This window comes from Burkholderia sp. Bp9015, from assembly GCF_003853505.1.
In the GTDB taxonomy this organism is placed as follows: domain Bacteria; phylum Pseudomonadota; class Gammaproteobacteria; order Burkholderiales; family Burkholderiaceae; genus Burkholderia.
Genome location: NZ_QTPZ01000018.1, coordinates 1 through 12,966 on the forward strand (window position 1 = coordinate 1; position 12,966 = coordinate 12,966).

10 protein-coding genes and 1 riboswitch are annotated in these 12,966 nt (G+C 67.7%); of the genes, 3 read left to right on the plus strand and 7 right to left on the minus strand.

What is annotated here, in order from left to right; genetic code table 11:
- Nucleotides 1–175: 175 nt before the first annotated feature.
- Together DIE12_RS19870 and DIE12_RS19875 are read right to left on the minus strand one after the other, a co-directional pair.
- Entirely contained in the window at nucleotides 176–547 is a 372-nt protein-coding gene (locus DIE12_RS19870) for a nuclear transport factor 2 family protein (protein ID WP_124488494.1), read from the minus strand.
- Between the two features lie 230 nt (nucleotides 548–777).
- Nucleotides 778–1,782, minus strand: coding sequence for an AraC family transcriptional regulator (locus DIE12_RS19875; protein WP_124488495.1), 1,005 nt, complete (start codon nucleotides 1,780–1,782; stop codon nucleotides 778–780).
- 135 nt (nucleotides 1,783–1,917) lie between these two features.
- Here DIE12_RS19875 and DIE12_RS19885 point away from each other — a divergent pair, with 135 nt between their 5' ends.
- The 3 genes from DIE12_RS19885 to DIE12_RS19895 are packed head-to-tail and all read left to right on the plus strand — an operon-like array spanning nucleotide 1,918 to nucleotide 5,595.
- Nucleotides 1,918–3,591, plus strand: coding sequence for an acyl-CoA synthetase (locus DIE12_RS19885; protein ID WP_124523608.1), 1,674 nt, complete (start codon nucleotides 1,918–1,920; stop codon nucleotides 3,589–3,591).
- 27 nt (nucleotides 3,592–3,618) lie between these two features.
- Entirely contained in the window at nucleotides 3,619–4,386 is a 768-nt protein-coding gene (locus DIE12_RS19890) for a 3-hydroxyacyl-CoA dehydrogenase (protein ID WP_124488497.1), read from the plus strand.
- 18 nt (nucleotides 4,387–4,404) lie between these two features.
- On the plus strand, nucleotides 4,405–5,595 hold the full coding sequence (locus DIE12_RS19895) for an acetyl-CoA C-acetyltransferase (protein ID WP_124523171.1): 1,191 nt from the start codon (nucleotides 4,405–4,407) through the stop codon (nucleotides 5,593–5,595).
- Between the two features lie 88 nt (nucleotides 5,596–5,683).
- On the opposite strand, the gene lipA is transcribed toward DIE12_RS19895, so the two are convergent.
- The 5 genes from lipA to gcvH all read right to left on the minus strand — a co-directional run bounded on the left by lipA (nucleotide 5,684) and on the right by gcvH (nucleotide 12,543).
- On the minus strand, nucleotides 5,684–6,658 hold the full coding sequence (gene lipA, locus DIE12_RS19900) for a lipoyl synthase (protein ID WP_124488499.1): 975 nt from the start codon (nucleotides 6,656–6,658) through the stop codon (nucleotides 5,684–5,686).
- Between the two features lie 3 nt (nucleotides 6,659–6,661).
- Nucleotides 6,662–7,780, minus strand: coding sequence for a glycine cleavage system aminomethyltransferase GcvT (gene gcvT, locus DIE12_RS19905; RefSeq protein WP_124523610.1), 1,119 nt, complete (start codon nucleotides 7,778–7,780; stop codon nucleotides 6,662–6,664).
- A 162-nt stretch (nucleotides 7,781–7,942) separates the two neighbouring features.
- Nucleotides 7,943–9,199: a serine hydroxymethyltransferase gene (glyA, locus tag DIE12_RS19910; protein WP_124488501.1), complete on the minus strand. Its 1,257-nt coding sequence runs from the start codon at nucleotides 9,197–9,199 to the stop codon at nucleotides 7,943–7,945.
- A 93-nt stretch (nucleotides 9,200–9,292) separates the two neighbouring features.
- Nucleotides 9,293–12,172 (minus strand): aminomethyl-transferring glycine dehydrogenase, encoded by a 2,880-nt coding sequence (gene gcvP / locus DIE12_RS19915; RefSeq protein WP_221623067.1) that lies wholly within the window; start codon nucleotides 12,170–12,172, stop codon nucleotides 9,293–9,295.
- Complete coding sequence (gene gcvH, locus DIE12_RS19920; protein WP_124488503.1) at nucleotides 12,169–12,543, minus strand: glycine cleavage system protein GcvH; 375 nt, start codon at nucleotides 12,541–12,543, stop codon at nucleotides 12,169–12,171. The genes gcvP and gcvH overlap by 4 nt, the downstream gene beginning before the upstream one ends.
- A gap of 229 nt (nucleotides 12,544–12,772) precedes the next feature.
- Nucleotides 12,773–12,859: riboswitch (glycine riboswitch) on the minus strand.
- Nucleotides 12,860–12,966: the final 107 nt, after the last annotated feature.

Sequence of the window (12,966 nt, forward strand, 5' to 3'; positions counted from 1 at the left end):
CGTGTGAAAGTAGGTAATCGTCAGGCTCCCTAAGCCAGAAACCCCCGCCCGAAAAGGCGGGGGTTTTTGCATTTGCAGCGCAGAAATGCGCGATCTCAGCGAATGTCAGGACGGCCGATCGATCAGATCGGATCCCGGAGTCCTGCAGTTTGCCGATTTGCAGGCATGTCGCAGTTCAACCGATCTGCGATCCATGTCCTGCGACGACACGCCAGCCGCTGCCCGATCGGCGCCACAGGCGCGTGTAGGCGAACGTGCCGTTGAATGCGGTGCCGTCGAAACAACCGGCAAGCATGGCCTTCGTCGTGGTGAGGATCATCTCGCCGATCGCTTTTGCCTGCGTTTCCCGAATATCGAGTGCGTCGAGACGCAGCAGTTTCGCGCGATGAGCGGACAGATCGTCGTGCTTCGAGATGACCTGTCCGCTCGGAACGGTGAAGACCAGTTCGTCATCCAGCAACGTGTCCAGTTCGTCGACGTCGTTGGCGAGCATTGCCGCTCGAAGTGCGGTTTCATAGGGTTCGATGACTGCACGAACGGTATCCATATCGGGGCCTCGCATCAGCTCGAAGGATCAGGATTCCACGGATGGTCGGCGGGCGTGCCGCGGTGCCGACAAACGGTACGGTGGTTGCGGGTTCGCAGCCGAATCGACTGCATGGCCGTCGAACGAGCAACAATCGCCGCCTCAAGCAGAGGAACACGGTTCTTCCATACCTTGCATGACGGCCGCACCCGTCAGCGCGCTCGCACCGAGCGTGGCGCCCGCGCCCCAATTCAATGCTCCGCCTGCGCCCCGTTGACTTCCCGCCGAAACGCCCCCGGGCTCGTCCCCGTCCATTTCCGGAACGCACGATGAAACGCGCTGGGCTCGGTAAAACCGAGTTCCGCCGCGATTTCCGCGACGCTGAGCGTGTGTCCGCGCAGCAGCGACTGGGCCAGCGCGCCGCGCAGTTCGTCCTTGATCGACGCGAAGCTCTGCCCCTCGCTGCGCAGGCGTCGCCGCAGCGTCGCGGGCGTCGTGCCGAGGCGCGCGGCCAGCGTGTCGAAGTCCGGCCACTCGCTGGCCGGCAGCGCCTTCAGGCGTGCGCGCGTCTTCGCCACCCAGCCGGTGTCGTGTCGATAGCGCACGAGCAGGTTGCCGGGCGCGCCGCGCAGGAAGGTCTTCAGCGCCTGCGCGGAGCGGATCGTCGGCAGCGCGAGGTACGTGGCGTTGAACGCGAGCCGGCTGTCGGGACGGTCGAAATGCACGGGCACACCGAAGAACTGGTGGTAGTCAGCGCGCTGGTCGGGGCTCGGGCACGCGAAATCGATGCGCTGCAGCGGAATGCGCCGGCCGATCAGCCAGCAGGCGACGCCGAGCAGGATCAGCCAGAACGTCCGGTAAGCGAACGCCGAATACGGTGCGCCTGCCTGCGTGAGGACGATCTGCGCCTGGCCGTCGGCGACCACGAGCTCGCCGTGCGGTTCGTCGAGCACGACACGCAGGAACTGCAGCGCACGCCGCAGCGCCTTCTCGAGCGTGCCCGCGTGCAGCACGGCATGGCACAGCAGCGTGAAGCTGCCGCGCCGCATCGGGCGGGCCGCGAGCCCGAAGAATTCGTCATCGATCGCGCTGGCGATCGCCAGCCACAACCGGCCGTACTGCTGCGGCGTGACGGGCTCGCGCACGGCGGCCGGCAGGCCGGCGGCACGCAGCACGGCCTCGGTCGACATCCGCCGCCGGCGCAGGCTCTCGAGCGCATCCTCGACGAAACCCGGCGAGATCATCTGCGGCCCCATTTTTCATGCCCTCCAGACATGGCAAAAGCGATCACGATTCTAGATTCTGTTTGTCATTGATTGCAATGTGACGGCTGTCTACCATCATCGATATACCCCCGGTTCGCCGGCGGTCATAACGAACAGGAGACACGCATGCGTGATGGAGCAACCGCCCGGGTGGTGCCGGCCTACGCCGACGCCGTGGCCGGCTTCCGTATCGAGACTGCCGCCGCACAGCTGCACGGCGACCTGGAGCAGGGCCTGAACGCCTGCGTGGAATGCTGCGACCGGCATGCGGCGGCGGATCCGGATGCGATCGCGCTCGACTGGATCGACGTCGGCGGCCGGCACCGCAGCTTCACGTTCGCGCAGATGCAGGCGCTGTCGGCGCGGGTCGCGAACCTGCTGGTCGAGGAGGGCGTGAAGCCGGGCGACGTGGTCGCCGGCCTGTTGCCGCGCACGCCCGAACTCGTCGCGACGATCCTCGGCACGTGGCGCGCAGGCGCCGTCTATCAGCCGCTCTTCACCGCGTTCGGACCGAAGGCGATCGAGCACCGGCTGCGCATGAGCGATGCGCGTCTGGTCGTCACCAACATCGCGAATCGCGCGAAGCTCGACGAGATCGTGGATTGCCCGCGGGTCGCGACGGTGCGCGAGGCGGGCGACGCGCTGCCGGCGCGCGACATCGATTTCCGTGCGGCGCTCGACGCACAGTCCGCGCTATTCGAACCGGTGCCGCGCAAGGGCACCGACCTGTTCATGATGATGTCGACGTCGGGCACGACGGGCCTGCCGAAGGGCGTGCCGGTGCCGCTGCGCGCGCTGCTCGCGTTCGGCGCATACATGCGCGACGCGGTGGACCTGCGCGCCGGCGATCGTTTCTGGAACATCGCCGATCCGGGCTGGGCATACGGCCTCTACTACGCGATCACGGGCCCGCTGCTGCTCGGCCACGCCACGACGCTGTACGAGGGCGGCTTCACGGTCGACAGCACCTACGACGTGATCGAACGGCTCGGCATCACGAGCCTCGCCGGTTCGCCGACCGCGTACCGGATGCTGATGGCGGCCGGCACGGAAGCGGCATCGCGCCTGAAAGGGCAGCTGCGGGTCGTCAGCAGCGCGGGCGAACCGCTGAATCCGGAAGTCGTCCGGTGGTTCCACGCGGCGCTCGGTGCGCCGATCTACGATCACTACGGCCAGACCGAGCTCGGCATGGTCGTGAACAATCATCACGGGCTCGCGCACGTCGTCCATGCCGGTTCGGCCGGCCTCGCGATGCCCGGCTATCGCGTCGCGGTGCTCGACGACACCGGTCGCGAACTCGGCCCCGGCGAGCCCGGCAACCTCGCGATCGACATCGCGCGCTCGCCGCTGCTGTGGTTCTCCGGCTACTGGCAGCAGGACACGCCGGCCATCGCGGGCGGCTACTACCGGACCGGCGACAACGTCGAGCTCGAGCCGGACGGCACCGTGAGCTTCATCGGCCGCGCGGACGACGTGATCACGTCGTCCGGCTACCGGATCGGCCCGTTCGACGTGGAAAGCGCGTTGATCGAGCATCCGGCCGTCAGCGAGGCCGCGGTGATCGGCGTGCCGGACCCGGAGCGCACGGAGATCGTCAAGGCGTTCGTCGTGCTGTCGAAGGGCTTCGACGGCACGCCGGCGCTGGCCGACGAACTCAGCCAGCACGTGAAGCGACGGCTGTCGGCCCACGCCTATCCGCGCGCGATCGAGTTCGTCGACGCGCTGCCGAAAACCCCGAGCGGCAAGATCCAGCGCTTCGTGCTGCGCAAGATGGAAGCCGAGAAGGTCGCTCGATCCTGACTATCGAATACTGACTACGGACTGCGAATGAACATCAAGGATCGCGTTTTTCTGATTACGGGCGCCGGTTCGGGCCTCGGTGCCGCGGTGGCGCGCATGGTGGTCGCCGAAGGCGGCAACGCCGTGCTGCTGGACGTCAATGAAGACGCCGGCGCGAGCCTCGCGCACGAACTCGGCACATCCGCACGCTTCGTGAAGACCGACGTGACGAGCGAAGCCGACGGGCAGGCCGCCGTTGCCGCCGCGCGCGCCGCGTTCGGCCGCATCGATGCGCTCGTGAATTGCGCGGGCGTCGCACCGGGCGAGAAGGTGGTCGGCCGCGAAGGCCCGCATTCGCTCGAGCGCTTCGCGCGTGCGGTATCGATCAACCTGGTCGGCACGTTCAACATGATCCGGCTGGCGGCGGATGCGATGTCGAAACAGGACGCCGACGCGGAAGGCGAGCGTGGCGTGATCGTCAACACCGCGTCGGTCGCGGCGTTCGACGGACAGATCGGGCAGGCCGCGTATGCGGCATCGAAGAGCGGCGTGGTGGGCATGACGCTGCCGATCGCGCGCGAGCTCGCGCGGTTCGGCATTCGCGTGGTGACGATCGCGCCGGGCATCTTCGCGACGCCGATGATGGCCGGCATGCCGCAGGACGTGCAGGACGCGCTCGGCAAGAGCGTGCCCTTCCCGCCGCGGCTCGGCCGCCCCGACGAATTCGCGGCGCTGGTGCGCCACGTCGCCGAGAATACGATGCTGAACGGCGAAGTCATCCGTCTCGATGGCGCACTGCGCATGGCACCGCGCTGACACTGGAGGAATGCAATCATGACGACACAGGATCCGATCGTAATCGTCGGCGCGGCACGCACGCCGATGGGTGGTTTTCAGGGCGACCTGGCCGCGGCCAGCGCGAGCGAGCTCGGCGCGGTGGCGATCCGCGCGGCGCTCGAGCGCGCGAACGTGCCCGCGGAGCGCATCGATGAAATCGTGTTCGGCTGCGTGCTGCCGGCCGGCCAGGGTCAGGCGCCGGCGCGGCAGGCCGCGCTGAAGGCCGGCTTGCCGCTGGGTACCGGCGCGACCACGGTCAACAAGATGTGCGGCTCCGGGATGAAGGCCGCGATGTTCGCGCACGACCTGCTGCTGGCCGGATCGGCGGACGTGGCGGTCGCGGGCGGGATGGAGAGCATGACGAATGCGCCGTACCTGCTGCCGAAGGCGCGCGCGGGAATGCGCATGGGGCACGGCCAGGTGCTCGACCACATGTTCCTCGACGGTCTCGAGGATGCGTACGACAAGGGCCGGCTGATGGGCACGTTCGCGGAGGATTGCGCGCAGGCCTACCAGTTCACGCGCGAGGAGCAGGACGCGTTCGCGATCGCGTCGCTGACGCGCGCGCAACGCGCGATCGCGGAAGGGCGCTTCGTGTCGGAGATCGCGCCGGTGACGGTGAAGGCCGGCAAGACGGAAGCCGTCGTGTCGATCGACGAGCAGCCGGGCAAAGCGAAGCTCGACAAGATTCCGACGCTCAAGCCGGCGTTCCGCGAAGGCGGCACGGTGACGGCCGCCAATTCGTCGTCGATTTCCGACGGTGCGGCCGCGCTCGTGATGATGCGCCGCTCGGAAGCGGACCGGCTCGGCCTCGCGCCGAAGGCGGTGATCGTCGGGCATTCGACCTACGCGAACAAGCCGGGGCTGTTCGCGACGGCGCCGATCGGCGCGATCCGCAAGCTGTCGGAGAAAACCGGCTGGAACCTGCGCGACGTCGACCTGTTCGAGATCAACGAAGCGTTCGCGGTGGTTGCGATGGCCGCGATGCGCGATCTCGACCTGTCGCACGACAAGGTGAACGTGCACGGCGGCGCGTGCGCGCTCGGCCATCCGATCGGCGCATCGGGCGCACGCGTGATGGTGACGCTGCTGGCCGCGCTCGAAGCGTATGGGCTCAAGCGCGGCGTCGCATCGCTGTGCATCGGCGGCGGCGAGGCGACGGCGATCGCGATCGAGCGCGTCGCGTAAGGCGCGCCGGGAGGACGCAGGCGGTCTGGCCCGGGGCCATACCGCCGCATCGGCGAAGCGCGTCACGCGCGCTTCGCCGAACCCGCCGTCATTCGACCGTTTCGCCTTTCGCCTGCAGGTCGGCGTGATAGGACGAGCGCACCATCGGCCCCGATGCGACCTGGCTGAACCCGAGCGCAAGCGCGCGCTGCCGCAACTGCGCGAATTCCGCGGGTGGAACGAAGCGCTTCACGGGCAGGTGGTGGCGGGTCGGCTGCAGATACTGGCCGAGGGTCAGCATGTCGACACCATGCGCGCGCAAGTCGCGCATCACCTGTTCGACCTCGTCGATCTCTTCGCCGAGGCCCAGCATCAGGCCCGACTTGGTCGGCACGTTCGGCGCCGCGGACCTGAATGCCTGCAGCAGGCCCAGCGAGTGCCGGTAGTCGGCGCCCGGCCGCGCCTCGCGATACAAGCGCGGCACGGTTTCCAGATTATGGTTGAACACGTCCGGCGGGGATGCCGCGAGCAGGTTCAGCGCGACCTCGTGCCTGCCGCGAAAATCCGGCGTCAGCGCCTCGATCCGGAGTGCCGGGTCGATCCCGCGTGCGGCGCCGATGCAGGCCGCAAAGTGTGCGGCGCCGCCGTCGCGCAGGTCGTCGCGATCGACCGACGTGATCACCACGTACTTGAGCCTCATCGCTGCGATCGTTTCGGCGAGTCGTGCCGGCTCGTCCGGATCGAGCGGAAGCGGGCGGCCGTGCCCGACATCGCAGAACGGACAACGCCGTGTACAGATGGCGCCCATGATCATGAAGGTCGCCGTGCCGTGAGCGAAGCACTCGCCGAGATTCGGGCAACCGGCTTCCTCGCATACCGTATGCAGCTTCTGCTCGCGCAGGACCTTCTTGAGCGCCATCACCTCGCGCGAGCCGGGAAAGGCGGCACGAATCCATTCAGGCTTGCGCGGCATGTCGGCCGGTTCGGTCGCGACGATCCTCACGGGGATGCGAGCCATTTTTTCGGCGGCGGAGAGCCGGGTTCCGGCGGCCATCGGCGTGTTGCGGATATTCGTGTTCGCCATGGCTTACCCGCGGTAGTAGCGTTGCGCGACGAACGGGGTTCTCGCGACTTCCATCGGAACCGGTTTGCCGCGGACGATCGCATGCAGTGCCGTGCCCGGTGTCGCGAATTCGGCCGCGACATGGCCGATGGCCACCGGGCCGCCGTACGTCGGACCGAAGCCGCCGCTCGTCACCGTGCCGATCGAGCGCCCGTCGGCGTCGACGATGTCGGCGCCCTCGCGCACCGGCACCCGGTCTTTCACGACGAAGCCGACGCGTCTTCTTTTCACGCCCTCGGCGATCTGCCGCGCGACGACATCCGCGCCGGGATAGCCGCCGGCGCGTGCACCGCCAGGGCGTCGCACTTTCGAGAGGGCCCACAGCAGCCCGCCTTCGATCGGCGTGGTGCCGGTGTCGATGTCGTGGCCGTACAGGCACAGGCCGGCTTCGAGACGCAGCGAATCGCGCGCGCCGAGACCAATCGGCTCGACGGCAGGGTCGGCCAGCAGCAGGCGTGCTAGCGCTTCCGCCCGATCGGCCGGCACGGAGATCTCGTAGCCGTCCTCGCCGGTGTAGCCGGAGCGGCTGACCATGCACGCCGCGCCGGCCAGCTCGACACGCGTGCTTTGCATGAAGACCAGTTCGGCCAGGCGGGGCGCCAGGCGCGCCAGAATCGACGCGGCGGCCGGCCCTTGCAGGGCGAGCAGCGCGCGGTCGGCCAGCTCGACGACGTTACAGCGGTGGCCGATCCGTTCCCTCAGATGGCGGAGGTCGCGGTCCTTGCACGCGGCGTTGACGACCGCGATCAGCTCGGCGTCGCCGAGGCGGGTGATCATCAGGTCGTCGAGAATGCCGCCTTGCTCGTTCGTGAACAACGCGTAGCGCTGCATGCCCGGCGGGAGGTCGATCACGTCGACCGGCACCAGCGTTTCGAGCGCGGCGGCGGCATCCGGGCCCGACAGCAGCACCTGTCCCATGTGCGAGACATCGAACAGCCCGGCCTGCTCGCGCGTATGAAGATGCTCTTTGAGTATGCCGAGCGGGTACTGGACGGGCATTTCGTACCCGGCGAACGGAACCATCTTCGCGCCGAGCTCGACGTGAAGGTCGTGAAGTGGAGTACGAGAAAGTGGGATCGTCATCGTTGTTCCGGATCAACAGGATTTTAGGAGATCGCGCGCGGCACAGCTTCGGAGTACGGAATGAACGACTGGAACGATCCCGTATCCGGAGGCGTGTCCCGTTCTCCGGAGCGACGTCGAAGTCGCTCCCGAAGAACGGTCGGGCAATGGCCCGAGCGGCCGTTACTTGCCGTATACCGGGAATGCGCCGCACAGTTCGGCGACGTGTCGCCGAACGCGGTCGATGACCGACGGGTTCTCGATATCGGCCAGGATGTCGCAGATCCAGCCGGCCACCGCGCGCGCTTCCGCTTCCCTGAAACCGCGGCTCGTCACGGCAGGCGTGCCGATGCGAATGCCGCTGGTGACGAACGGGCTCTGCGGGTCGTCGGGCACCGCGTTCTTGTTCACGGTGATGTGCGCGCGGCCCAGCGCCGCATCGGCCGCCTTGCCGGTCAGCCCCTGGCGGATCAGGCTGACGAGGAACAGGTGATTGTCCGTTCCGCCGGAGACGATGTCGAAGCCGCGTTTGACGAACGTATCGGCCATGGCCCGGGCGTTGGCGACCACCTGCTGCTGATGGATCCGGAACCCGGGCGACAGCGCTTCCTTGAACGCAACGGCCTTGGCGGCGATGACATGCATCAGCGGGCCGCCCTGGATGCCGGGGAACACGACGGAATTGAGCTTCTTCTCGATCTCCGGGTTCGTCCGGGCGAGAATCAGGCCCCCGCGCGGGCCGCGCAACGTCTTGTGGGTCGTCGTGGTGACGACGTCCGCGTGCGGCAGCGGATTCGGGTACGCGCCGGCCGCCACCAGGCCCGCGACGTGGGCCATGTCGACGAACAGGTATGCGCCGATGGCGTCGGCGATCTGCCGGAAGCGTGCCCAGTCCACCACGCGGGAATAGGCGGAGAAGCCGGCCGTGATCAGTTTCGGCCGGTGCGCGGTCGCCAGCGCCTCGACCTGGTCGTAATCGATCTCGCCGGTTTTCGCGTTCAGGCCGTACTGCACCGCACGATAGAGCTTGCCCGAGAAATTCACATGCGCGCCATGCGTCAGGTGACCGCCGTGCGCGAGGCTCATGCCGAGTATCGTGTCGTGCGGCTCGAGCAGTGCCATGTAGACGGCGGCGTTGGCCTGGCTGCCGGAATGAGGCTGCACGTTCGCGTAGTCGGCACCGAACAGCGCCTTTGCGCGATCGATCGCCAGCTGCTCGACAACGTCGACGAATTCACAGCCGCCGTAGTAGCGCTTGCCCGGATAGCCCTCGGCATACTTGTTGGTCAGCACCGAGCCTTGCGCCTGCAGCACGCGCGGGCTCGTGTAGTTTTCCGAAGCGATGAGCTCGATATGGTCTTCCTGGCGAATGCGCTCGCGTTCCATCGCCGTCCACAGTTCGTCATCGAAGCCTTCGATCCGCATGTCTTTGCTGAACATTTTTCCTTCTCCTGGTATCGGTGCGGCGCGCACGTCGGGTGCGCGGCCGCTCAAGCAGGGTTGAGTGTCGTTACGAGTGGGTCGGCCGGCGCGTCACGATCGATACGCTTCCATCGGCGGACACGAGCACACGAGGTTGCGGTCGCCGTAGACGTTGTCGACCCGCGAAACCGGCGGCCAGTACTTGCCGCCTGCCGTCGCCGCGACGCCGAGCGGATAGACGGCCTGTTCGCGCGAATACGCGTGAGGCCAGTCGCCCACGAGTTCGGCCGCCGTGTGCGGCGCGTGCTTGAGCGGATTGTCTTCGGCATCCAGCGTGCCCGCTTCCACGGCTGCGATTTCGGCGCGGATCGCGATCATCGCGTCGATGAACCGGTCGAGTTCGGCCTTCGATTCCGATTCGGTCGGCTCGATCATCAGCGTGCCGGCGACCGGGAAGCTCATGGTCGGCGCGTGGAAGCCGAAATCGATCAGGCGCTTGGCGACGTCGTCGACGCTGATGCCGCTGCTGTCCTTCAACGGCCGCAGGTCGATGATGCATTCGTGCGCGACGCGGCCGTTCGGCCCCGTATAGAGAATCGGGTAGTGTGGCGAGAGGCGCGCGGCGATGTAGTTGGCGTTGAGGATCGCCACCTCGGTTGCACGCTGCAACCCGCGCGACCCCATCAACGTGATGTAGGTCCAAGTGATCGGCAGGATGCTCGCGCTGCCGAGCGGCGCCGCGGACACCGCACCGATCCCCGGCACGCTGCCCTCCCGATGCCCGGGCAGGAACGGCGCGAGATGCGCCTTGACGCCGATCGGGCCGACGCCGGGGCCGCCGCCGCCGTGCGGGATGCAGAAGGTCTTGTGCAGGTTCAGGTGGGACACGTCGCCGCCAAACGCGCCCGGCCGGGCGAGGCCGACCAGCGCGTTCATGTTGGCGCCGTCGATGTAGACCTGGCCGCCGTGCGCATGGACGATGTCGCAGGCGTCGCGTACGCGGGCCTCGAACACGCCGTGGGTCGACGGATAGGTGATCATGATCGCGGCCAGCCGGCTGTCGTACCGGGCGGCCTTGGCGGCGAGGTCCTCGATGTCGACGTTGCCGTCGTCGTCGCAGTCGACGACGACGACCTGCATGCCGGCCATCTGTGCGGATGCCGGGTTCGTGCCGTGCGCCGACGACGGAATCAGGCAGATGTCGCGCCGTGCCTCGCCGCGGCTCGCGTGATACGCGCGGATCGCGAGCAGGCCCGCGTATTCGCCTTGCGAGCCCGCATTCGGCTGCAGCGACACCGCATCGTATCCGGTGATCGTGCACAGCATTGCCTCGAGTTCCCGCGCCAGCACGCGATAGCCGTCGGCCTGTTCGGCCGGTGCGAACGGATGCAGCCGGGCGAACGCCGGCCACGTGATCGGCATCATTTCCACGGTGGCGTTCAGCTTCATCGTGCAGCTGCCGAGTGGAATCATCGTGCGGTCGAGCGCGAGATCCTGGTCGGCGAGCCGGCGCAGGTAGCGCAGCATTTGCGTTTCCGAATGGTGGCTGTTGAACGCCGGGTGCGTGAGGAAGGCGCTCCGGCGCAGCAGGGGGGCAGGCAACGCATCGGCGGTGGCGGCGTCGACGGCCGCGAAGTCGGGAACGGCGCGCCCTTCGGAGAAGATCGACCAGAGCATGACGATATCGTCGGACGTGGTCGTCTCGTCGAGCGAGATGCCGATCCGGCGCGCGTCGATGGCGCGCAGGTTGACCCGGCGGGCCCGTGCCGCCGCGTGCACGGCATCGGTGCGAATGCCGCTGTCGACGGCGATGGTGTCGAAGCAGTATTCGGTTGGCACGGCATGGCCGAGCCGGCGCAGGCCAGCGGCCAGGATCGCGGTGAGGCGGTGGATGCGGCGCGCGATCGCGGTCAGTCCGTGCGGGCCGTGATAGGCCGCGTAGAAGCCGGCGATATTGGCGAGCAGTACTTGCGCGGTGCAGATATTGCTGGTGGCCTTTTCGCGCCGGATGTGCTGTTCGCGCGTCTGCATCGCGAGGCGCAGCGCCGGGCGGCCGTGCGCGTCGATCGACATGCCGACCAGTCGTCCCGGCATCGTGCGCCTGAACGTGTCGCGCGTCGCGAAATAACCGGCGTGCGGGCCGCCGTAACCCAGCGGCACGCCGAAGCGCTGCGTGGTGCCGACCGCCACGTCGGCGCCGAATTCGCCCGGCGGCGCGAGCAGGGTCAGCGCGAGCAGGTCGGCGGCGACCACGGCCAGCGCGCCGTTCGCATGCAGGGTGCCGACCACGTCGCGGTAATCATGGATGTCGCCGAAGGTGCCCGGATATTGCAGCAGCGCGGCGAAACAGCCGGTGGCGGACAGATCGCGGCGCGGATCTCCGACGACGATCTCGATGCCGAGCGGCTCCGCGCGCGTGCGAACGATCTCGATCGTCTGCGGATGGCAATCATGTGCGACGAAGAAGATCCGGCTGTCCGACCGGGCGAGGCGCCGGCAGAACGTCATCGCCTCTGCGGCCGCGGTGCCTTCGTCGAGCATCGACGCGTTGGCGATCTCGAGGCCGGTCAGGTCGGCGATCATGGTCTGGAAGTTGAGCAGCGCCTCCAGGCGGCCTTGCGAGATTTCCGGCTGGTACGGCGTGTAGGCCGTGTACCAGGCCGGATTTTCCAGCACGTTGCGCTGAATGACCGGTGGCGTGTGGGTGTCGTGGTATCCCATGCCGATGAACGAGCGGAACACCTGGTTGCGGCCTGCCAGTGCAGCCAGCCGGTCCAGCGCGTCGGCTTCGGTGCAGCCGGGAGGCAGGGCGAGCGGGGCATCGCTGCGGATCGCCGCGGGGACGACCTGTTTCACCAGCTCGTCGACGGAGTCCACGCCGAGCACGGCCAGCATCGCGGCCTGTTCGTCGGCATCGGGGCCGATGTGGCGGCGGACGAACGACGCGCGCTGCGCGACGGAATCGAATGCGTTCATGGCCGTCTCCGTCATTCGCCGATATAGGCGCGATACGCGGCGGCATCCATCAACCCGGTCAGCTGCTCCGGGCTGTCGATGCGCATCCTGAAGAACCAGCCATCGCATTCCGCCGAATCGTTGACGAGGCTCGGCGTGTCGCCCAGGGCGGCGTTCGCTTCCAGCACGGTGCCGGATACCGGCATCTTGACCTCGCCGGCGGCCTTGACCGATTCGACGGTGGCGGCCTCGTCGTACTGGGCAAAGGCGTCGCCTTCGTTTGGCAGTGCGACATAAACCAGATCGCCCAGCTGCGATTGCGCGTGGTCGGTAATGCCGACGGTGGCGCTGCCGTCGTCTTCGACGCGCAGCCATTCATGGGATTCGGTGTATCGGACCTCGCTCATATGCTCTCTTCCTGACAGGGTTGCGTTGAGTGATGCGGCACACGCAAGCCGGAAGTGCACGGGCGGGAGGATGACCGACGAGTCGGCATCCGGACGAGACCGGGGCATTCCAGGCTGCGTGCCTGATGCCCCCTCTGTCCGTTTGCCTGAGAGATTGCGCGCCCCGGCGGGGCGCTTCTCCTTCGGCGAGGCTTGGTCGACGACCAGAGGCCTACTCTCCAGAGCGCTAATCGATGCGTCAGTCCTTTTGCCTGAGAGTTTCTGGGGCGATTCCCCTTCGGCGCCGCCGGACGGCGGTCTCTCCTGACACATCCCGATAGCTGGCGACAATCTAGTCGCACGCCCGCGGCGGTGTCAACACCCCATTCGACCGCCCATGCGGCGAGGCAGATGCCGCGGCACGGCGCAGGCGCGCCGAAAACG

Excerpts from the sequence above, each read along its gene's own strand:
- DIE12_RS19870 (WP_124488494.1), bottom strand. The coding sequence starts at position 547 with ATGGATACCGTTCGTGCAGTCATCGAACCCTATGAAACCGCACTTCGA.
- DIE12_RS19875 (WP_124488495.1), bottom strand. The coding sequence starts at position 1,782 with ATGGGGCCGCAGATGATCTCGCCGGGTTTCGTCGAGGATGCGCTCGAG.
- DIE12_RS19885 (WP_124523608.1), top strand. The coding sequence starts at position 1,918 with ATGCGTGATGGAGCAACCGCCCGGGTGGTGCCGGCCTACGCCGACGCC.
- DIE12_RS19890 (WP_124488497.1), top strand. The coding sequence starts at position 3,619 with ATGAACATCAAGGATCGCGTTTTTCTGATTACGGGCGCCGGTTCGGGC.
- DIE12_RS19895 (WP_124523171.1), top strand. The coding sequence starts at position 4,405 with ATGACGACACAGGATCCGATCGTAATCGTCGGCGCGGCACGCACGCCG.
- lipA (WP_124488499.1), bottom strand. The coding sequence starts at position 6,658 with ATGGCGAACACGAATATCCGCAACACGCCGATGGCCGCCGGAACCCGG.
- gcvT (WP_124523610.1), bottom strand. The coding sequence starts at position 7,780 with ATGACGATCCCACTTTCTCGTACTCCACTTCACGACCTTCACGTCGAG.
- glyA (WP_124488501.1), bottom strand. The coding sequence starts at position 9,199 with ATGTTCAGCAAAGACATGCGGATCGAAGGCTTCGATGACGAACTGTGG.
- gcvP (WP_221623067.1), bottom strand. The coding sequence starts at position 12,172 with ATGACGGAGACGGCCATGAACGCATTCGATTCCGTCGCGCAGCGCGCG.
- gcvH (WP_124488503.1), bottom strand. The coding sequence starts at position 12,543 with ATGAGCGAGGTCCGATACACCGAATCCCATGAATGGCTGCGCGTCGAA.